This window comes from Lysinibacillus sp. GbtcB16 (assembly GCF_019091145.1).
GTDB classification, from domain to species: domain Bacteria; phylum Bacillota; class Bacilli; order Bacillales_A; family Planococcaceae; genus Lysinibacillus; species Lysinibacillus fusiformis.
Genome location: NZ_JAGXJV010000001.1, coordinates 249,994 through 272,106, shown reverse-complemented (window position 1 = coordinate 272,106; position 22,113 = coordinate 249,994). Strand labels below are relative to the sequence as shown.

20 protein-coding genes and 1 pseudogene are annotated in these 22,113 nt (G+C 36.5%); 9 read left to right on the top strand and 12 right to left on the bottom strand.

Annotation, left to right across the window (positions count from 1 at the left end):
* Positions 1-11: 11 nt before the first annotated feature.
* Positions 12-1,580, bottom strand: coding sequence for a glycoside hydrolase family 10-like protein (locus KVT27_RS01335; protein ID WP_217580530.1), 1,569 nt, complete (start codon positions 1,578-1,580; stop codon positions 12-14).
* 566 nt (positions 1,581-2,146) lie between these two features.
* Between KVT27_RS01335 and KVT27_RS01330 the strand changes: the two genes are divergently transcribed.
* A complete protein-coding gene (locus tag KVT27_RS01330) occupies positions 2,147-3,400 on the top strand; it encodes an MFS transporter (protein WP_036123627.1) in 1,254 nt (417 codons plus the stop codon).
* A gap of 120 nt (positions 3,401-3,520) precedes the next feature.
* Here KVT27_RS01330 and KVT27_RS01325 read toward each other — a convergent pair.
* From KVT27_RS01325 to KVT27_RS01310, 4 genes and pseudogenes are all read right to left on the bottom strand, one after another.
* A pseudogene (locus KVT27_RS01325) lies at positions 3,521-3,703 on the bottom strand (IS5/IS1182 family transposase); the annotation flags it as partial.
* Between the two features lie 301 nt (positions 3,704-4,004).
* Positions 4,005-6,533 (bottom strand): bifunctional lysylphosphatidylglycerol flippase/synthetase MprF, encoded by a 2,529-nt coding sequence (gene mprF, locus KVT27_RS01320; RefSeq protein ID WP_217580526.1) that lies wholly within the window; start codon positions 6,531-6,533, stop codon positions 4,005-4,007.
* 311 nt (positions 6,534-6,844) lie between these two features.
* Positions 6,845-7,552, bottom strand: a complete 708-nt coding sequence (locus tag KVT27_RS01315; protein WP_036123621.1) for a response regulator — start codon at positions 7,550-7,552, stop codon at positions 6,845-6,847.
* Positions 7,553-9,154: an ATP-binding protein gene (locus tag KVT27_RS01310; RefSeq protein WP_217580524.1), complete on the bottom strand. Its 1,602-nt coding sequence runs from the start codon at positions 9,152-9,154 to the stop codon at positions 7,553-7,555.
* A gap of 400 nt (positions 9,155-9,554) precedes the next feature.
* Between KVT27_RS01310 and KVT27_RS01305 the strand changes: the two genes are divergently transcribed.
* The 3 genes from KVT27_RS01305 to KVT27_RS01295 all read left to right on the top strand — a co-directional run bounded on the left by KVT27_RS01305 (position 9,555) and on the right by KVT27_RS01295 (position 11,835).
* Positions 9,555-10,817: a dicarboxylate/amino acid:cation symporter gene (locus KVT27_RS01305; protein WP_036123616.1), complete on the top strand. Its 1,263-nt coding sequence runs from the start codon at positions 9,555-9,557 to the stop codon at positions 10,815-10,817.
* A gap of 135 nt (positions 10,818-10,952) precedes the next feature.
* Entirely contained in the window at positions 10,953-11,156 is a 204-nt protein-coding gene (locus KVT27_RS01300) for a hypothetical protein (protein ID WP_150908071.1), read from the top strand.
* 130 nt (positions 11,157-11,286) lie between these two features.
* Entirely contained in the window at positions 11,287-11,835 is a 549-nt protein-coding gene (locus KVT27_RS01295; protein WP_217580522.1) for a GNAT family N-acetyltransferase, read from the top strand.
* 33 nt (positions 11,836-11,868) lie between these two features.
* Here KVT27_RS01295 and KVT27_RS01290 read toward each other — a convergent pair whose 3' ends face one another.
* From KVT27_RS01290 to KVT27_RS01260, 7 genes are all read right to left on the bottom strand, one after another.
* Complete coding sequence (locus KVT27_RS01290; RefSeq protein ID WP_036147297.1) at positions 11,869-12,840, bottom strand: S66 family peptidase; 972 nt, start codon at positions 12,838-12,840, stop codon at positions 11,869-11,871.
* Between the two features lie 15 nt (positions 12,841-12,855).
* On the bottom strand, positions 12,856-13,350 hold the full coding sequence (locus tag KVT27_RS01285; RefSeq protein ID WP_036123604.1) for a GNAT family N-acetyltransferase: 495 nt from the start codon (positions 13,348-13,350) through the stop codon (positions 12,856-12,858).
* A 120-nt stretch (positions 13,351-13,470) separates the two neighbouring features.
* Positions 13,471-14,571, bottom strand: a complete 1,101-nt coding sequence (locus tag KVT27_RS01280) for a GNAT family N-acetyltransferase (protein ID WP_208704646.1) — start codon at positions 14,569-14,571, stop codon at positions 13,471-13,473.
* Positions 14,572-14,700: 129 nt separating this feature from the next.
* Positions 14,701-15,180 carry a hypothetical protein gene (locus KVT27_RS01275; protein ID WP_036226219.1) on the bottom strand — a complete coding sequence of 160 codons (480 nt, stop codon included), beginning with the start codon at positions 15,178-15,180 and terminating at the stop codon, positions 14,701-14,703.
* 6 nt (positions 15,181-15,186) lie between these two features.
* Complete coding sequence (locus KVT27_RS01270) at positions 15,187-15,849, bottom strand: potassium channel family protein (protein ID WP_004224679.1); 663 nt, start codon at positions 15,847-15,849, stop codon at positions 15,187-15,189.
* A 152-nt stretch (positions 15,850-16,001) separates the two neighbouring features.
* Positions 16,002-16,457, bottom strand: coding sequence for a TlpA family protein disulfide reductase (locus KVT27_RS01265; protein WP_036147289.1), 456 nt, complete (start codon positions 16,455-16,457; stop codon positions 16,002-16,004).
* 180 nt (positions 16,458-16,637) lie between these two features.
* Positions 16,638-17,180, bottom strand: coding sequence for a peroxiredoxin (locus KVT27_RS01260; protein ID WP_008174083.1), 543 nt, complete (start codon positions 17,178-17,180; stop codon positions 16,638-16,640).
* A gap of 411 nt (positions 17,181-17,591) precedes the next feature.
* On the opposite strand from KVT27_RS01260, the gene KVT27_RS01255 reads away from it, so the two are divergent.
* From KVT27_RS01255 to KVT27_RS01235, 5 genes are read left to right on the top strand one after another with little or no spacing between them, the layout of a single operon-like run.
* Positions 17,592-18,134 carry a helix-turn-helix domain-containing protein gene (locus tag KVT27_RS01255; protein WP_012293063.1) on the top strand — a complete coding sequence of 181 codons (543 nt, stop codon included), beginning with the start codon at positions 17,592-17,594 and terminating at the stop codon, positions 18,132-18,134.
* A gap of 17 nt (positions 18,135-18,151) precedes the next feature.
* The gene (locus KVT27_RS01250) at positions 18,152-19,258 is read left to right on the top strand and encodes an ABC transporter ATP-binding protein (RefSeq protein ID WP_208704648.1); all 1,107 of its coding nucleotides are present in this window, start codon (positions 18,152-18,154) and stop codon (positions 19,256-19,258) included.
* The gene (locus KVT27_RS01245; RefSeq protein WP_025113756.1) at positions 19,248-20,057 is read left to right on the top strand and encodes an ABC transporter permease; all 810 of its coding nucleotides are present in this window, start codon (positions 19,248-19,250) and stop codon (positions 20,055-20,057) included. Before KVT27_RS01250 ends, KVT27_RS01245 begins: the two co-directional genes overlap by 11 nt.
* Positions 20,054-20,851 carry an ABC transporter permease gene (locus tag KVT27_RS01240; protein WP_036123590.1) on the top strand — a complete coding sequence of 266 codons (798 nt, stop codon included), beginning with the start codon at positions 20,054-20,056 and terminating at the stop codon, positions 20,849-20,851. Before KVT27_RS01245 ends, KVT27_RS01240 begins: the two co-directional genes overlap by 4 nt.
* Positions 20,848-21,921: an ABC transporter substrate-binding protein gene (locus tag KVT27_RS01235; protein ID WP_036123588.1), complete on the top strand. Its 1,074-nt coding sequence runs from the start codon at positions 20,848-20,850 to the stop codon at positions 21,919-21,921. Before KVT27_RS01240 ends, KVT27_RS01235 begins: the two co-directional genes overlap by 4 nt.
* Positions 21,922-22,113 lie beyond the last annotated feature (192 nt).

The window sequence follows — 22,113 nt, the reverse complement described above, 5'->3', positions numbered from 1 at the left end:
TGTTTTATTATTTATTGAACTTCTTTCACTACAAAAGCTTCCTTGCTTTCTACACCTGTAGCAGATACAGCCGTAATGCCGTATGTATAGCTTTGCTTAGCAAGAGCTGACTTGTCCACAAATTGAGTGATGCCATCCTTATTATAAACAACATCCACTATATTTTGAGGGTCATAGTAAGAACCTTCTTTATTCCCTTTAAAACGATAAATAACATACTTACGTGGCTGTGTTTCATTATCGTCAATAATTTCAATCTTACGACCTGCCGCTTCCTTTGTCACTTCTACATAAGTCGGCTTGTTCGGCACTGTATTATCGTTCCAAGTGGTTTCTGGTGTCAATGCCGTATAATTATATAATTGTTGACTAACAATTGTTGCATAGCCTAATTTATTAGTTTGAAAGCTTCTTAACGAGAAATGCATTTGCCCATCGGCTGCTACCTTTTCTGAACGATTTTCTAGTATTTGACTTGGCAATTCCATTTTATTATTCCATGCAGCATCACTGTCATTACCAACTTTGTAATCAGCTAGTCCCATGTATAGATGAACAGGGTGCGTTTTAGCATATGTTTGTACTTCGTGGCTCCACCAATTTAGCAATGTCCCATATTTCGCAACAGACAATGTTCTGGACCAATAAATTTGTGGGGTAATATAATCAATCGTGCCATTTTGAATCCACGTTCTGACGTCTGCATACAAATCATCGTAATTATTGACACCAGCTCGTGTGTCACTTCCTGTGTTATCCAATGATTTATTACGCCATACTCCAAATGGTGAAATACCAAATTGTACATATGGCTTTGTTTCTTTTATGGCTGTATAAAGATTTTCTACAAGCTTGTTCACATTATCTCTTCGCCAATCCTCCACTTTTTTAAAGGAAGCACCATATTTTTTGTAAGCTGCTTGATCCGGGAAAACCTCATTAGCGATTTTGTATGGATAAAAATAATCATCCATATGAACGGCATCAACATCATAATTGGCTACTAGCTCACTTACTATTTCAACTAAATAGTCTTGCACCTCAGGTAAGCCAGGATTTAAGTAATATTGTTTGCCATATTTAACAACCCAGTTTGGATGTGTTCTAGCTACGTTATCGGCAGCAAGGTCAGTTAGCTTTTGTCCAGACATTGTGACACGATAAGGATTCATCCAAGCATGCAATTCCATCCCTCGTTTATGTGACTCCTCTACTATTATCTCAAGAGGATCGTAACCGGGATTTGTACCTTGCTTTTTCCCTGTTATGTAGGACGACCATGGAGCTTGCTCAGACGCATACATTGCATCATTTGTTGGCCTTACTTGATAAATAACAGTATTGAATTTGTTGGCTTTTAATTGATCCAAAGTTTGGCGTGCCCAAGCCGTGTACTGCTCCTTCGTCATACCTGCCTTCATATCAAGATTAAGAACCGTTGAAATCCAGACAGCCCGCATTTCTCTTTTTGGCTGTGTCGTGCTTGCCTTCACTGTATTAGCAGGGATTGCTGAAAGGCATAACACTAAAATCATAGCGACTAAAGCAATAAATTTCCATTTAAAATTTTTCTTTCTCATATTTCCTCCATTTGCTATTTTTCTATTTTAGTATATGATAAGTTCTCGCTATATGCACGTCCCCGAAGCAACTTCTTCACTCGATGTTTCAAGTCATGTAATCTTAATTACTCGCATTGATTTACAAGAAGCATGAAACAAATTAATTCTTTTCCGGAATCTCGTTTAATAAATGAACTTGATACCCCAAAAATATGTATAATTATAATCCCCTCAAAAAATAGATGACCTATATATACATGATTATTCCAGGTTTATATAATCATTGTTACAATTTCCTTATTTTAAAATTCAACCTAATTTTTGTTTGATTCTTTCTTTACCCGATCATGAACTGTATGCTACAATCAACACAGCTTATATAGAACGGAGGGTATTCCAAATGACAGCTTCAATTAGACTACGATTTCACATTACTAATTAAATATGCGTACACTTTGCCTGCTGTGCAAGGAAAATGGAATTAGGTCTAGTCTGTTTTAGGAATACTGGAAAAGAGGGGACTTCTACTCCCCTCTTTTTTGTTGTCTTTTTACTTTCCACACAGGCACTACTGTTAGAAAGGGATGACGAATTTGGAACATTGGAAACGTAACACAATACTTTTTTTAAGTAGTCAAACGATTTCACTTTTTGGCTCTGCTCTTGTGCAATATGCCATTACATGGTATATCACGCTTACAACGCAATCAGGTAGCATGATGACCATTTCGATTATTTGTGGCTTTTTACCAACCTTCTTCTTAGCACCTATTGCTGGTGTCTGGGCAGATCGCTATAACCGAAAATGGCTTATTATCTTGGCAGATGGCCTGATCGCCTTATCCACGCTCATTTTAGCTATTTTATTTTTAATCGGCTATGATGAGCTCTGGCTACTATTTGTTATATCAGCAGTACGCGCAGTTGGTGCAGGTATTCAAACACCAGCTGTAGGCGCTATTTTACCGCAATTTGTGCCTGAAGAGCATTTAATGAAAGTTAATGGTGTAAATAGTAGTATTCAAGCTTTTATCATGATTCTTGCACCTATGGCAAGTGGAGCATTATTAACGATGGCTTCAATCGAGTCTATTTTCTTTATTGATGTTACGACGGCTGCTATTGCCATCGCTATCTTCTTAATATTTCTGCACATTCCTGCACATGCAAAAGCTAATCAGCCACAAACAACAGGCTATTTTAGTGATATGAAACAAGGCTTCATCTACATTAAAGAGCATGCTTTCTTAAAACATTTGTTCTTATTCTTTGCCTTTTTCATGCTGCTCGCTGCACCTGCTGCCTTTTTAACACCTTTACAAGTTACCCGTAGCTTTGGTAATGATGTCTGGCGTTTGACTGCCATCGAGATGGCCTTTGCCATTGGGATGTTAATTGGTGGGATTGCAATCGCAACATGGGGTGGCTTTAAAAATAAAGTGCATACGATGACATTATCTGCCTTATTATTTGGTCTTTGTACATTGGCTCTAGGAGTCATACCGGTTTTTTGGCTGTATCTTATGATCATGACCGTTACTGGAATAGCTATGCCAATCTTTAACACACCCGCAACGGTGTTATTACAAGAAAAAGTGGATAGTGATTATATGGGAAGAGTATTTGGCATTCTCAGTATGATATCTACCTCTATGATGCCTTTAGGTATGCTAATCTTCGGTCCAATTGCAGATATTATTGCTATCGAGTGGCTACTTATCGGTACAGGAATCCTCTTATTTATCCAAGGGTTTTTCCTTTTGGGCAGTAAAGTCTTATTAAAAGCTGGCAGACCTATTGCTGAGCCTATGGATGTTGAAACGCTAGAAAAAAAGTGAAGACTTCGTATAAAAGATGATTGCTGTTGATAAAAAATAATTAAAACTTAGCTTTTTTTAGACGCTAAAAAGCCCTGCTTTATGCAGGGCTCAGACTGTTGACAAAAGTCATCGAGAAGTTCAGTCTCGACGGCTTTTGTCATTTTTTCTTCTTTTTTTTTCAATATTTGATAAATAATTGCCATTTTCAATATATTCTTCGAGCATAGTTGCTATTTTATGGCACCCAAATGTAAGCATCGCCTGCATGGACAATTTTTTAGGACCTCTTAAGGTTTTCCATCGCATACCATGCTTTTCCTGAATATGGAGTTATTATGTAGAAGTTGATTGGAACGGAGGGCGGCGACTCCTGCGGGAAAAGCGGGAAAGTCGAGATCCTGGACTGAGCGCAGCGAGGGAAGCAGCTCGACCCCGCCCGCGGAAAGCGTCCGCCCGTAGTGGAAATCGAAGGTGTTACTTTATTTTATTGTAAAAGAAAAAAGACTGTAGGAAAACTCAAAAATTATTGAGTTTGTCTACAGTTGAAAGCCATGCTTTACCTCTTGCTTCAATACGTGAATGATACCTATACGCGCTAAAAAAATGATAAAGTCTACATGATTTACTTCTTTTTCCTCTTTTGCCCGATTAACAATGTGATTTGTGCCATCGTGAAAGGTAATGAAGATTTTTTCCGATAGGCTACATATTTGGGTACCCAAAAATCTGCATATTTTAACTTGAAGTTTTTTAATCCTTTAAAATGATAAAAATGCTGTCCGTGTAGAAAGATTTGTGCAGCTATTTTTTCACTTAAAAAGGAATATCTAGACTGTCCGACATTGGATAAAGGCGACATCCCCATATTAAAGACACGATAGCCTTCCGATTTTGCCCATTCAAATAATGATAGGAAAATAAAATCCATTGTTCCAGATGGTGATCCTGGCTTAAAACGCATGAGATCTACTGACACCTTTTCGCCTTGATCATACATAGGCATAATACTAGCAAAACCGAACGTTCCTTGCTTTCCACGTAAAACAGCAATATTGGAAGTGCTTAAATAGTGTTCATCAAAAAAACCAAGTGAAAAACCTTTCTCTGCCCTTCCCTGCAACCATTTTATTGAGACCTCTTTCAATTCCTTCATGACTTCCTGAGAATAAGGAGGACTCATTATTTCCACTATATAATTTTCCCGTTCAAACTTATTTCTTATCGCTCGACTGCCCTTCATTTCTTTACCCGTGAACGTAAATTTCTCTAAATCTACAAAGGCTTCCTCGCCAAGCTTAAAGAAACTATATCCATACTCGTGTAATGTAGAGAAAATTTTATTGTTAATTTCATAAAAGACAGGTGTATAGCCATGACGATCAGCCAATTCCAAAAATTCCTGGATAGCATATAAAAAATCAGATTCATTACCAACCGGATCTCCAAGAACGATAATCTTATCTGCATAAATTTGATAAGAGAATAAAACAGTTCCTTTTTCATTCCAATGTACAAATTTATCATGCAAAAAAATCAAATGTGAATACTCCGTTCCTTCATAGGACTTCAAATGATCTTTAATAGCTTCCTCCTGCTCTTTAGATAAAAGCTTTACCATTTTCTTAGGCGTACGTATAAAATAGCCTATATAAAAAATAACAATGGCAATCAGAATGCCGATAATCGCACTATTAAAGAGGTCCTGATAATCGGTTATCATATAGTCTTGTAGGGCACTAGGAAAATGAATTTTAGCCGAGGGTAAATTGACATAGCCAATTACCACATACATCGTTGTAATAATAGTTACTACAGCAAGATCTATGATGACAATCCCCCATGTCAAAACATAACTTTCTCGATAAAACTGCTTTTTGGACACCATTAATAGCACTGCGACAATGAGTAAAAAAATGGCTTCCTCATAATCAAAACCTTTAAAAATTGAAAATAGCGCCGAACTACTTAGCACCACAATGGCGAGCTGGTATGCCCTTTTTACTTTGTATTTGATTCCCCTACATAATCCTAACAGTATAAAGCCAGCTGCCACGGTCAATTGATGGGATACATTCATAATGGGAGAGGATAAAAACTCCTGAGCAATTTTCAGACGACTTAGTACCCCTGGCAAAGCTGCAGATAGCAATAAAATAATGCCAGCTATAAACACCAATATGGTTAATAGCGTATGGCTTAGTTTCTGGAAAATAACAGTAGGCAAGTCATCCCAAGATTCATTCCAACGCATCCAATATTCTTTAATAAATAAGAGTACGGAAACTAAAAATGGTAGAACAAAATAGCCGACACGGTACAAAATTAATAGAAACAGCACCTTTTCATCAGCAATTCCTATACTTTGTGTTCCCCATAAAAAAACGAGATCAAAGGAGCCAACTCCTCCAGGTATCATACTGACTATTCCTGCACTAGAAGCAATTAAAAATATGGGAATTAAAGCTGATAAACCAATTGGAATCTTCAAAATGAGCGTTAAAGCCCAGATCACAAAAAATACAGCTAGCCACTCTGCTACTGAAGTGATCATTAATTGAAGTGATATTTTTGGTTTTAAAGAACTTTCCTTTTTATAGCGAATCAGATACGTCGCCCAAAAAGCTAGTACATATAGGCTGACAAGTATAACAGCAATCGATAACCATCGTTCTTCTTTGAGCAATGGAAAATCCCAAAAGAATATATACATAAACCACGTTAACAAAGAAATTCCAGTTAAATAAAACAGTGTTACCGAAGCAATACTTTTTATCATGCCTTCTTTATCTTCTTTATATTTTGAGTAAAAGTAATCACGTAAGAATATACCTACTAACCCGCCAAAGCCAATTAGATTTGAAAAGGTATTGACAATAAATGAATGATTAAGCAAATTACGTTTATTGATTTTAATACCTAATATATTTACTAAAATAACATCGTAAAATATCATTGGCGTGATTGCGATAAAGGTGATCAGAAAAATTAATAAAAGCTCCCATAGCTGCAGTTCATTCACTTCTTTTTGTAGTAAATGAACATCTATACCACTCACTGTTTGTTGAATTTCATAAATAGCTATCGCCAAAAGTATTACTGGGCATAAAATTTTCAAAAATTTCAACAGTGCCTCTTTTCGAACGTTAAACATATGCCTTACCTACTTCCCATAAGCTAACTTAAAAATTTGCTATTACCTAAACCATTTTACTTTTTAAGGTAACGGACCATTTCCATATTGTAACGTATTCTTTGCTATATGTATTGTCAAAGAAAGATACTACTATTCATACTAGTGCATAAACTATTGCTCAATGTTTCGCTCCTAAATTGCCAACATCAAAAAAGGCCATTTTCATCCCTCTATATAGTAGAGAAATAAAAATGACTATATGGGCTATTTAGAGTCAAATACATGTAAAGGGAATTACTTTTCCACCTATAAATCTAGAAAACTAATGATTAAATATAATAACGATGAATAGGACGTCCTACACTTCCATATTGGATATCTACTTTTAATAGATTTTGCTTTTCTAAAAAATCAAGATAGCGTCTAGCTGTAACACGTGCTGTACCTATATAAGTAGATACCTCCTCGGCAGATACTGCCCCTCCACTTGTTTGAATATAGGCAAGTACCTTATCTAAAGTAGCTCGATTAAACCCTTTTGGTAGCTCCGCTATCATCATTGCTTCCGCTCCTGTCGTTGTAACGACAACTTGCTCCGGAAGACGTTGCTGCATGAGATGATCTACATCATGTTGGGTTAAATCCTGCATACCGCTTATTTTTTTCCTGTAGCTTTGATAATTTTTTAAAGTTTGCTCAATTCGCTCAAATGTAAAAGGCTTCATAATATAATCATATACACCTAAGTGTAAAATACGTTGCACAGTGGGCATATCGTTCGCGGCAGTTACCGCGATCACATCGACAGGAAGATGCTCCTCTCTGATTTTCCCTAACGTAATAATGCCATCTTGCTCTGGCATAAAAATGTCCATAAAGACAAGCTCAGGGGTTAATTGTTTAATTTTTTGAATTCCCTCTATACCATTACTAGCATAACCAACTAATGAAAAACCTTGGATTTGCTCAATAAATTGCCTGTTCACTTCACGTACCATAGGATCATCTTCAATTAATAAGACATTTATTACATCCATCTATACTTCTCCTAACTCAAATAAAATTAAGAAACTTGTTCCTTTCATAAATTCACTCACTACTTCAATATCTCCATTGCCTTTTCTTACAATTTCATAGACTAAATGCAAGCCAATGCCCCGATTTTCATTAGCCTTTGACGAAAATCCATTCTCAAACATACGATCCTGTACCTCTTTGGACATACCAATTCCATTATCGGAAACTGCTATCGCTAAGACGCCATCATGCTCATCTACAGAGATGGCTACATACTTATCTTCCTTCGAAAGGACATTTAAAGCCTCAAAAGCATTTTCGATTAAATTGCCGAGTAACACAACAAAATCATGGTGATCTACTAGAGGAGGAAAGCGTTTAAAATGGCTTTTTCGATCAATCTCAACCTCGATACCAAGCTCTTTTCCATAGCTTACTTTACTTAATAGCAAACCTGAAATATTTTCATTATGAAAGCGTTCGTTTAAAAATTTCGTCAATGATGCTTCATTTTCAGTAGTGACTGTAACATATTCAAGGGCTTGCTTTGTATGTCCCAATTGTAATAGCCCAGCAATTGTATGAATTTTATTTTTATGCTCATGGGTTTGCACACGTAATGCTTGAACAAAGGCCTTTACACCTGTTACTTCCTCCGCAAGCTTTTTCACAGTTGTTAAATCCTTAAACATAGCAACTGCACCGACTAACTCGCCATTTACAATAATGGGAACACGATTACTTAAGATACTATGATGATTAATGTAGAGCTCTTGATTATAAACAGGTGTTGCCGTTTCAACAATTTCAGGCAAACGGGTATCGGGCAAAACATTATAAATTTTTTGTCCAATACAGTCCTCTATCTTCCTAGTAACGCCTAAAATAACAGCCGCTTTCTCATTAAAAATCGTTATATTCATTTCCTTATCAACGGCTATGATCCCTTCATGCATCGCATTAAACGTTTCTGTTCTTTCCACATACATTTTTGCAATTTCATGAGGTTCAAGACCAAACATTTGTTTTTTTATATGCCGTCCAAGTGTATATGCACCAAAAATACTGAAAATCAGTGAGATAACAATGGTGATCATAATTTCTCGCTCATAGCTTTGTAGCATTTCTAGCAAAGTTGGTAATGAATAGCCTACTACTACAATCCCTACTTGTTCCCTTTTGTCATTTATAATGGGCACAAAAGCGCGTATCATAACACCCGATTCTCCACGTGCCTTCGATACATAATAATGCTCACTAAATGCTGCATTTAAATCCTGCGACTCACTGCGCTCTCCTAATTCCTTACTAACTGGATGTGATAATTTAATACGTTCCATATTCATCACAACAATATACTCTGCCTTATTAATCACCCTAATGCCATCTACTATTTTATTAATATTTTTCGCGGATTCTTTTATATTGTCATTGTTCAAATGAACACTTAACTCTGGTACATTCGATACGGTTCGTGCTACAAGCATTGCCCGCTGACCATAATCTTTTTCCTGTTCAGATAATAAGTTACCGAGTACAAAAATACCACCTAGTAAAAAAGAGAGTGCAATGATTAAAAATGTCACTAACAGTATTTTGCCGTTCACAGGCATTTTCATCATTCAATAGTTCCTTCCTTTCAAATTCGCATTCTCATTAGTAGTGGCACACTTTTTATGATATGGTTTTAAGATTATCTGCAAAAAATTCTTTTGACAATACTTTAGTCTATATAAGTAGCAGAAAATATTGAATTTAATGAACAATATTATAATTTAATTATTTATAACGAACTTTATTATTACTTCATGTTTTTGTATTATAACAATAATATATTAACTATAGCGTACCATAACAGAGATTTTTATTGATATTACTATATTTATATGTGGATATACGGAAATGTACTTTATGAACGTTATGTTTCTTATTTTCTAAATCTCTTTTTTCAAGAAGTATTCGCTATGATAATTCTAGTGAAAGCGATATCAAAGAGAAAATTTAGAAAAGAGGTAGCAAAAAATGAAGTTACTGAAAAATTTGACTGTTCAGGTTATAGTGGCAATCATCCTTGGGATTATTGTCGGAGCCATTTTCCCCGAGTTCGGTGCTAGTTTAAAAATCTTAGCAGATCTATTCATTAAATTAATTAAAATGTTAATTGCTCCAATTATCTTCCTAACAGTCGTTATTGGAATTGGCAGTATGGGAGATATGAAAAAGGTCGGGAAAATCGGAGGTAAAGCATTACTTTACTTCGAAATCGTCTCTACAATTGCCTTAGCAATCGGCATTGCTGTTGCTTTAATTGTAAGTCCTGGTACAGGTTTAGATACATCAGGTGCATCTGATGCTGATATTTCGAAATATACAACTGCTGCAGCTGAGTCTGAGCAGGGCTTAGGTGCATTTATCTCTAGTATTATTCCCGAAAATGTAGTTGGCGCATTGGCAACTGGTCAACTATTACCCGTTCTATTTTCTGCTATTTTATTTGGCTTAGCAGCTGCCTCAATCGGTGCACCTGCAAAACCAGTCATCACATTCTTTGAGCAAGTAGCAGAAATTTTCTTCAAGATTGTCAGTATGGTTATGAAAATATCACCAATCGGAGCTTTTGGTGCAATGGCCTATACAATTGGGAATTTTGGATTAAAATCTTTAGGTAACCTAGGTCTATTAATGGCTGCCGTATATATTACGATGTTTTTATTTGTTGTCTTTATTTTAGGCGGCATTGCAAAGTTCTTTGGATTTAATATCTTTAAATTTATTGCTTACATTAAAGATGAGATTTTCTTAGTAATTGGGACGTCCTCTTCTGAATCAGCTCTACCATCTATGATGCGAAAACTTGAGAATTATGGTTGCTCGAAGCAGGTTGTAGGTTTAGTCGTTCCTACTGGGTACTCCTTCAATCTAGATGGGACTTCTATTTATCTATCAATGGCTGCCTTATTTATTGCACAAGCATACGGAATGGACCTAACTTGGATTCAAATCATTACACTACTCGGAATTTTAATGATTACTTCTAAAGGCGCAGCGGGTGTAACCGGGTCAGGATTTATTACATTAGCAGCAACGTTAGCTGCCTTCCCAATGATACCAGTGGAGGGAATAGCACTATTAATTGGTGTCGATCGTTTTATGTCTGAGGCCCGTGCTGTTACCAATTTAATTGGTAATGGTGTAGCATGTGTTGTAGTATCAAAATCCGAAAAAGAATTTGATGTAACGATGGAAGAACGTGCTCTTCAAGGGAAGGCCACTATAGTATCCTAAGAAAAAGGGTAGTGATGACAGCCATGGCTGTTTCACTGCCTTTATTATGTTTTTTATCCATGGGTAGACTATGAAAAACAATTATGTTTAAACTCTAGTAAAATGGTGAAAGTGTATAGTAAGAGGTGATCATAAATGTCTAATAAAAAACAATCAAAAACGCGCTATACAAACAATCCCGATGTGTTGGATACAGGGAAGGAAAGTATTTTTGATAAACATGAGGATATGAAAACCGTTGATCCTATACCTGTCGAAGAACTAAATGAAAAAGTCAAAGATGAACAGCATAAAACGAAAACAAAGGACTCCTCTGCAACCGATAAGCGCTATCCGTAAAGAGAAATTTTGCCTAGAGGATGTGTCCACGGATGATAAATATTCCCTCATCTGCCTGTTAGAAAAAGTTGACCCCATTCATTCTGAGGTCAGCTTTTTTGTATACACTAATGTTAAAGGAGGAAAACATATGCACTATACTATACCCATTTTGAAAACGGAAAGGCTACTTTTAAGACCTATTACCCAGCAGGATATAGAGGCTATGTTCGTTTATACCTCTCAAGAAAACGTAGCCCGTTATGTTACATGGCATGCCCATACAAGTATAGAGGATACTAAAGCTTTTTTGATGCTCATATTAAGTGGGTATGAACAAGGCAATCATCTACTTTGGGGTATTGAATATTCTGGGACTCTAATTGGCACAATCGACTTTGTAACGATTGATCACACACATAAATTGGGGGAAATCGGTTATGTTCTTTCAGAAGATTATTGGAATAAAGGATTAACAACGGAGGCCACAAAAAAGCTGATTGACTTTGGATTTAAAGAATTGAAACTCGTACGTATTCAAGCGAGATGCTTGGAAGAAAACATTGGTTCTCAAAAAGTGATGGAGAAGTCCGGAATGCAGTTTGAAGGGCTGTTACGCAAAAGTATGTTCATTAAAGGACAATATAAAAATGTCAAAATGTACGCTATAACTGATGATGATGCAAGGAACCCATCATAAATAAAGCCTTGCCACATTAGCAAGGCTTCGTACTTATAACCATTGTTCGATACAGTATATCTTTTTAGCTGTAGCATCTAGCCTCACTCGTTTACCGATTGCTATCGGATGCATAGGCTGTGTGTGACAAATATCCACTTCCGCCAAAATAGGTATGTGTATACCGTCCAATTGTTCTAGTAAAATATCAGATGGCTTGCGTCCGGTTCCTAGATCATCGTAGCATTCATGCTTACCCAAAATTATTCCACTTATTTTGTCAAAAATTCCGTGCAATTTGAGCATCGCAAAATTCTTTTCCACGATCGCTGCATTTTTCATACAATCTTCCATTAATAAAATGTCACCTTCAGCAATGGCAGGGAAATAGGGTGTCCCAATAAAACCATACATGGCATTTACATTCCCCCCCATTAGCCTTCCCTCTATAACTCCCTCTCGAACGGTTTTCCATTCATTCTTGATTACCTTTTTCTCTACCGTTTTCTCCAGCCAATTGACTGGCTCATCTGACCAATAAGGAGGTTTCTGTATTTCATACGGGAGTGTTTGAGGCTGCAAGAAATACTCCTCAAAAAATTTGTATGTATCGTTGACTAATGGCTCAAACTCGCCAAAGGATGGCACGAGCGCTGGACCATAAAATGTTGAAATACCAGTCTTCGCATAAAGTGCCAGTAGAATGGCTGATGCATCAGAGTAACCTATAATGATTTTAGGGTTTCGTTGAAAAGCCTCATAATCTATATAAGGCAGCATACTATTGGAATTGGTACCTCCAATCGTAGACATAATAATATCCACACTAGGATTGCGGAGTAATTCATTTAATTCCTCTGCTCGTTTTTGTGGTGAGCCTGATCGATAATAATCAGATTTGCCAGTAAGGGAACCTTCTACAATATGAAAATTCTTCTCTTCTAGAAATGCTTTTGCACGCTCAAAACGTTTCGACGCAGAAACCGTCGCTGGAGAGGAGGGTGAAAAAATACCGATAGTCGTCATCTTTTACTCCTTTTCTTATACAAGTTTTGACATGTAATATTCATTGATGTATTGTCCATCTACATACAAGGAATCCCGTTTCGTTCCCTCTATTTCAAAGCCCATTTTCTTATATAAAGCAACTCCAGCCTCATTATTTTCCATAACCGTTAACTCGAGACGATGGATATTATTATCTTTAGCCCATTGTTCTACATGATTAAATAAGGCTGTTCCAATTTTTCTGCCTCTATAATGACTATGGATGCCAATGACAAGATAAGCACGATGAGCAATTCTTGTTGCTTCATTCCCTTGTGCAATTAAATAAGCCACCACCTTATCATCTATTTCTGCTACGAATAATGCTGAATGACGGCTATGATAAAGCTTTTCTAAATAATTTGCAAATGTCTCGGGCTCCATTTTTCGCTCGCCAGGACCAAATAACATCAGATTGGATGCCTCCGCATTTGTCATAACTGCTATAATTTGAACACTATCATTTCTTGTTGCTTCTCGTATTCGCATGTAAAGTACCTCACTTCCTATTTTTTGTCTTTATCCATTAGAAAAGTTTATCTAAAACCCCCAATCTCTTTTTTTAAAGCTTTAGCATGTTTGACCTGACCATAATTTTATTCCCTTTTACTAGCATTGGATTTTAGCAACTAATTTTTCATTGTTAAAATGAAGCGTCTCTGCATCATTCAGCGTATATGCCTGCAATGTTGCATTATTTTTTAGCCAGCTATTAAATAACATGCTTCGTTCAGGATCATCATAATGTGGACAAAAAGTTCCTGATAATATCCCTAGCCCGTTGTATTCCTCATAATGATTGTGTTGATTTTCACTAAAGCATTTATCAAACCAACACATTGCCCCAGCACTCATGCCAGCTAAAATAACACCGCTTTTATAAGCTTCCTTCAATAGCTCCCCGAATTGATAGGCATGCCATTTATCTAAAAGAAGCTTGGTATTTCCTCCGCCTACATAAATAATATCCTGTGCCAATATTTTTTCTCGAATTTGTATGTCATTCATGTCCTCTTGCAAAATATGAGTAGCGTCACAATGTGTAAAAGCTGAATAAAATTTATCGATGTACCCCTGTGCATCATTACTTGCTGTTGGAATAAAACAAATTTTGATGCGTTCAGTTGTCTTAATTAGACTCAAAATATAATGGTCAATAAATGAAGGGATTTGCTGAGAAAATCCTCCGCCTGATATGGCAACGATTTGTCTAGTGACAGCACTCGTATTTTTTAATTCATAGACCGCTTGCTCCCGACCAAATCTTTCAAGTACCTGTACTTTTTTCATCCCTAGCTTTTCGAGTAGTCGACAAGATGCACGATTAGCTGTTTGTGTCTCTGCCACGATAGAGGAGATATTTAAATACGCCAAACCCTCCTTAACCACTTGCGTTAGAACTTCAAATGCTAACCCCCGCCCCCAATACTCCGGTAAAAATTGATAGGAAAGTTCATACATCTCATGCTCATGATACTCATCGATGGATACAAGGCCTATAAATTCCCCCGTTTTCTTTAATGAGATATAAAAATATGTATTAGGAAATGGTGCCTCTAGCATACCTCTAAAGGAAGCTTCGATATAATTTTTTTGTGGAATTCCTCCAAGATACTCTCTGACGCTTTCATTTGTGTAGAGCCCTTGAATATCCATGTAATGTTCTGGTTGTATACGTTCGATCACACATCGATTAGACATAAACTTCATGTATTTACCCCCTCTTTATGTCAAAGTTTAATCGAACTGCCATACTGAAATCAAACATTTTTTCCAAATATTACTTTCCTATAAACTAAAAAATAGTGACCAGCCATACGTGCTGTGTCACTACCTTCATTAATGTTGATATTGCTCAAGTAAACGTTGAGTATTGGTTGATTGTTCTAAAACTTTTTTCTCTTGAGCCCAATAAATCATATATTGATCGTCACCGATTGGAAAAACCATTTGTTGCAATTCTTCGCTTAGCTCAGAGCTAATTGCTACCTTTAAAATGTCCACTTCATAAATCGGTTTGTCCTTTATTTTATAAACAATATGATAGGCGGGCTCTTCTTCAAAAATTGCTCGTTCTTTTTTAGAAAGCTTCTTTACATGACTTAAAGGGTATTTTTCAATAAAGTTCTTCGCCTCGCCGTCAGACCCTCGAAATACCGTTTGTTCCCCTTGGAATAATTCGATTGAATCAATATTTGTAGCTTCATCTAAAATAAAAGAAATCGCTTCCTTCTCATTTTTTTCACGAGATTGCATTACAAAAATTCCGATCAGTAAAATAGCTGCAAATATAATTAGTCTCCATCTTCGTTTTGTCATTGCCAATTACCCATTTAATGCCTTTTTTACGAAACGATTTATATCAACATCAGCACCAATTACAAGCATAATATCTCCCAATAAAATCTTATCACTTGCTTGAGGTGATACGATAATATCAGCACCACGCTTAATCCCTACGATGTTAATTCCATATTTAGCTCGAATATCTAAATCCATAATCGAATATCCAGCAATAGCATCATTCGCCTTTAATTCCATAATAGAGTGTTCATCTGAAAGCTCTAAATAATCTAGTACTGTATTCGATAGCATATTATTGGCAATACGAATACCCATATCTCTTTCAGGATGGACTACAAAGTCGGCACCAATTTTCCGCAATACCTTCTCATGGTAATCATTTTGAGCCTTTACTGTAATTTGCTCAACACCAATTTCTTTTAAAATGATGGTTGTTAAAATACTCGCTTGAATATCTTCCCCAATTGCTACAATCACATGTTCAAAATTACGAATACCTAATGAATTTAGAACCGATTCATCTGTTGAATCTGCAATGACGGCTTGTGTAGCAATAGAAGCAAATTCGTCTACACGCTCTGAAGAATGGTCGATTGCCATCACTTGAGCACCCTGACTCATTAATTCACGAACAATACTTCCCCCAAAACGTCCAAGCCCAATGACCGCAAACTCTTTTTTCATCATAAAAAATCCCTCCGAAAACTACTATACCATCATTGTAGCGTATTCTTAGCGATATGTATTGTCAAAACAAGACGCTATTCGTCATTGTTGGACAACGCTGCAAACATAAAAAAGACGAGGACCTAAGTCCCCGTCATCACTTACTCTAATTATTCAGCGTTACGCATTTCGTCTAGTACGCGATTTACACGTTTTTCTAACATTTTCATACCGCTACCACCAGCTTGCATATGACGCAGCTGACCATCTTTATCGAACACAAAATAAGCAGGTACATATTGGTTTTCAAAAGCATCTGTTAACTTCATTTCGCTATCAACAAAGATTGGTTGCGCAATGTCATGCTCAGCCGCTACTGCCTTAATCGTCTCTAAATCAGTATCTGCTTCAGAACGTGGCATATGTACTGCTACAACATTTAGCTCATCTTTAAATTGATCACGGAAATTATTAACATCTGGCATAGCTTCTTTACATAAATGACAGCTCACTGACCAGAAATGGATTAATGTTGGTTTTTTGCCTACTAGTTCTGCTTTTGTTACTTCACCATTTAACCAAGTTGTTGCGCCGACAAGTTCTGGCATTTGTTCACGAAGTTTCATGAAAAATCCTCCTCTATTAAATCGTTGTTCTTTAGATGCATTAAATGTTGGGTAAAACTCCTCCCAAAATATATTGCCATCTAAGATAAAGTAAATTAGCACTCGCCACTTACTTAAAAGTCCCCACAAGCATGTCGTGGGGACTCTTTATTTGTTACATCATGACGCAACTCTATTTTATTATAGAGTTGCTTGACCTGGACGCCAGTTTGCTGGGCAAAGACCGCCAGTTTGTAATGCTTGAAGTACACGTAACGTTTCATCAACATCACGGCCGATGTTATTATCGAATACTGTTTGGTATTTTAATTCACCTTCTGGATTAATGATGAATAAACCACGTAGCGCGATACCTTCTTCTTCAATTAACACACCGTAATCTTTAGAAACTTGGTGGTTTGTATCCGCAGCTAATGGATATTTTAATTCACCAAGACCATTTTGAGTGCGGTCTGTATTAATCCATGCTAAGTGAGTGTGGATTGTATCAGTAGAAACACCGATTACTTCTGCATCTAAGTCTTCGAACTCGTCATAACGATCGCTCATTGCAGTGATTTCTGTTGGACATACAAATGTGAAGTCCATTGGATAGAAGAAAAGTACTGTCCATTTATCTTGTGCTTTAATATCTTCTAATGATACTTTACCAAATGATTTGTCTGAAAGTACTGCTTCCATTGTAAAGTCAGGTGCTTGTTTACCTACCATGCGTTCTGCCATAATAAATCCCTCCGAATAAATATGTAGTTTATATATTCTATTCCATTCGCACAAGCGAACTCGTCTTCTACGATAGCAGAGTAAACGTAGTTTTTCAAACAAGTAAGCTCCGCCCCATTACCCGAATGTAGTGAGTCGACAAAAAATCGTCAAATCCAAAATTGGAATTTCTGCTACATCCTATTTATTAGCTATTTTTGACAACTATATTCTCCTTTATACAAATTTTTTCTCCACTACTTTTATGACTCTTTTTTTAACATTTTACAGCGATTTTTTTCATAAAAAACGATTGCAAATTTTTATTTATTATGTATAATTGTAATGGTTTTAGTAAACTAAAAGTTTCGTTAAAGTAAACTTCATATTTCAAAAGTTTATCATTGCTAAACTTCTTCTAGGAGGGAAAAGATGCAAATAGGAGCAAAAATTAAAGCGCTTCGTTTAAAAAAAGGTCTTACCCAAGAGGAACTTGGAGAACGTACAGATTTAAGTAAGGGCTATATTTCCCAATTAGAACGTGATTTGAATTCACCTTCTATTGAAACACTTTTTTCTATATTAGAAGTGTTAGGGTCAACACCAAAGGAATTTTTTGATGATGAATCACCTGAACAAAAGGTTGTTTATACAGAGGAAGATCAGTCCATCTTTACGGATGAAGAAAAAAAATACGAAATTCAATGGCTCATCCCTACATCCAACGAAAAAGAAATGGAGCCTATTTTCTTAACATTTGAAGCCAATGGCGAATTCAAGCAATTTGAGCCTTCACTCTCGGAAACATTTATTTATGTAGTGAAAGGGCGTATTCGTCTCGTTTTAGGGAATGAACAATATATCGCTAGTGAAGGCAATGCTCTTTATTTTGACGCGACAGACCATCATCAAATTTTTAATGCACATGCTGCTGAAACGAAAATTTTACTCGTTGCAACGGATTCATATTTATAGCTTAAGGAGGCGCATCAATGACAATGAATTCCATTATCCGTTTTGAAAATGTATCCAAGTCTTATAGTGACGGAACAGTTGTCTTAAAGAATATTAACTTGGAGCTTGAAAAGGGCAAATTTTATACTCTCCTTGGCCCATCTGGTTGTGGGAAAACAACCATTTTACGAATTATTGCTGGTTTCACAGAACCTACAACAGGAGATGTGTTTTTCCATGATAAAAAAATAAATTCTGTTCCTGCCAATGAACGTCAGGTGAATACTGTTTTTCAAGATTATGCGCTGTTCCCACATTTAAATGTATTTGAAAATGTCGCATTCGGACTACGTATTAAGAAGTTACCTGAAAAGGAAATTAAAGAACGTGTTGCGGAGGCTTTAAAATTTGTCAATTTAGCAGGCTATAGCAATCGTGAAATCTCCGAAATGTCTGGTGGTCAGCGTCAGCGTGTAGCGATTGCACGTGCTATCGTTAACGACCCTGAAGTAATTTTACTGGATGAACCACTATCAGCATTAGACTTGAAATTACGTACAGAAATGCAATACGAATTACGTGAATTACAGCAACGTCTTGGCAAAACCTTTGTTTTCGTTACTCATGATCAGGAAGAAGCACTCGCTATGAGTGATGAAATTTTTGTTTTAAGCGAAGGACAAATTCAACAATCTGGTACACCAGTAGATATTTATGATGAACCTATTAATCGCTTCGTAGCAGATTTCATCGGTGAATCCAATATAGTGCCTGGTGTCATGATTGAAGATTTCAAGGTTGAATTTGCGGGTAAGATTTTCGAATGTGTTGACCAAGGTATGAAACCAAATGAGAAAATTGATATCGTTATACGCCCTGAGGATTTAGAAATGACGACTATTGAGAAGGGGAAACTTGTTGTTAAAGTAGATACACAGTTATTCCGTGGCGTACATTATGAGCTATCTACGTATGATAAAGATGGCAATGAATGGCTAGTCCATTCGTTGAAAAAAGCTGAAGTAGGGACAGAAATTGGCTTAGACTTTGATCCAGAGGCGATTCATGTAATGCGCTTAAATGAAACAGAGGAAGAGTTCGATAAACGATTGGAATCGTACGGAGACGACGAAGATGCAAGCTAAGACATCAAAATCAGCGTTATTTCCATATGTTTTATGGATTGCCCTTTTTGTTATCGCGCCGATTGCACTCGTTGTTTATTATTCCCTACTCGATTTACATGGCAATTTCACGCTCGATAATTATAAAGCGTTCTTCACTTCTGTTTACTTAAAAATGACATTAAGCTCGTTCTGGTATGCATTTTTAATTACATTCTTTACATTATTAATTTCATATCCAACTGCTTACTTTTTAACAAAAACGAAACACAAGCAGCTTTGGTTATTGCTTATTATTATTCCTTCATGGATTAATTTATTGTTAAAAACATATGCCTTTATCGGTATCTTTGGTTTATACGGGCCGATCAATGCATTTATCGAAGTGTTTGGCTTTGACCCAAAGCAAATGCTCTTTACAGATATTAGCTTTGTTTTTGTATCCGTGTATATTTTTATTCCGTTTATGATTTTACCGATCTTTAACTCTTTAGATCGTTTAAATCCAACACTTATTTATGCGTCTCGTGATTTAGGCGCATCTGCTTTTACAACATTCCGTCGCGTTGTTTTACCATTGACAATGGATGGTGTTAAATCAGGTATTCAGGTTGTCTTTATCCCTGCTCTATCACTTTTCATGATTACTCGCTTAATTGCAGGAAATCGTGTTATCACCCTTGGTACAGCGATTGAGCAGCAATTCCTTGTGACACAAAATTGGGGAATGGGTTCAACCATTGCCGTGTTCTTAATTTTATTTATGGTAATCATTATGCTTATTACGGGACAAAAAGATAAAGGAGGTCGCGTGCGATGAACAAACTTTCTGCATCAGCCAAAGTCTATTTAACGATTGTTTTTATCGTTCTGTATGCACCCATTCTCTATTTAATCTTTTACTCGTTCAATAGTGGTGGCTCCATGAATAACTTTGAGTCCTTTACTTTAGAGCATTATAAGGCTGTTTTTGAAGATTCAAGGCTACTTGTTATTTTAATTAATACCGTTATCGTAGCATTACTTTCAGCTCTAATTTCTACTATTATTGGAACGTTAGGAGCAATCGGTATTGTAACAGTCAAGGATTCAAAAATGCGTAATACATTATTGTCCTTAAACAATGTTTTAATTGTCAGTCCAGATGTCATCATTGGTGCAAGCTTTTTAATCTTATTTACAATGGTGGGCATTAAATTAGGCTTTGCTTCAGTATTATTAGCACACGTAGCGTTTAGTGTACCAATTGTAGTGTTAATGGTTTTACCTAAATTGTTAGAAATGAATAAATCACTAATTGATGCAGCATTAGATTTAGGAGCAACCAAAAAGGATGTTATGATGCGTGTCATTTTACCATATATTCAGCCAGGTATTTTTGCAGGTTTCTTCCTAGCTCTTACGTATTCCTTAGATGATTTTGCTGTGACATTTTTCGTAACCGGCAATGGCTTCAGTACATTATCGGTAGAAATCTACTCGATGGCTCGCGCGGGAATTTCTCTAACAGTTAACGCTATTTCTGGTTTAGTATTCTTTGTAACAGTTATCGTTGTGGTTGGCTATTACTTCATTACAAGTCGCACAAGCAAAAGAACGGAGGGACAACAATGAAGTCATTAATTCAAGCGACCATCGCTATACTTGTTGTTTCTGCCCTTTTATTTTATGCTGCTGATGCCTTAAGTGCTGGTGGAGGTAAGAGTGGAAAAGACACTTTAACCATCTTTAACTGGGGAGAGTATATTGATCCTGATCTATTGAAAGAGTTTGAAAAAGAAACAGGTATTCATGTCATTTACGAAACATTTGACTCCAATGAAGCTATGATGACTAAAATACAGCAAGGTGGTACAGCGTACGATATTGCTGTCCCTTCTGAGTATATGATTGAAAAAATGAAGGAAGATAATTTATTGATTCCTTTAGACAAAGCGAAAATCCCGAATTTAAAAAATATTGATCCATACTTTTTAGATTTACCATTCGATGATAACAATCAATATTCAGTTCCTTATTTCTGGGGAACAGTAGGAATTGTTTATAACCCAAAGCTAGTTGGGAACTTAGATTTCTCCTCCTGGGATGACTTATGGGACCCTTCACTAAAAAGAAAAGTATTTTTAGTAGACGGTGCCCGCGAAGTGATTGGGATGGGTTTAAATAGTCTTGGACACTCCTTGAATTCATTGGATAACGATGAACTGCGTGAAGCAACTGACAAGCTGATTACACTTGCGCCAAACGTAAAAGCGATCATTGGGGATGAAATTACGCCATTAATGATCAATAATGAAGCAACAGTGGCCCTCACTTGGTCTGGTCAGGCAGCGGACATGATGTCTGAAAATGAAGAGTTGGACTTTGCTGTTCCTGAAGAGGGTTCCAATTTATGGTTCGATAATATGGTTATTCCAAAAACCTCAAAAAATATTGATGGTGCACATGCCTTTATCAATTTTATGCTAAGTGCTGAATCTGGTGCTCAAAATGCCGATTATGTTGGCTATTCGACGCCTAATATCGCTGCGATGGACTTAATGGACCCAGAAGTAGTTGCTGATGAACGCTATTACCCTTCTGAAGAGCAACGTGATACATTAGAGGTCTACAAAAACTTAGGCCCAGATTACTTAGGTAAATATAATGAACTGTTTTTAGAATTTAAAATGAGTATTCGATAATTTATAAGAGCGATTTGGTCTAGAAACCAAATCGCTCTTTTTCTGTAAGCATTCAGTTGTTTGACTATATTCAAAAAGCAATTCTACTAGTAGCCTGTGGTAGATCATCTTCACAGCCCCCTCTCCTATAATCCCTTTGTCTATGTTTAAATTGCTAACAATCATTTGCACTTCTTTATCCATGAAAAGACC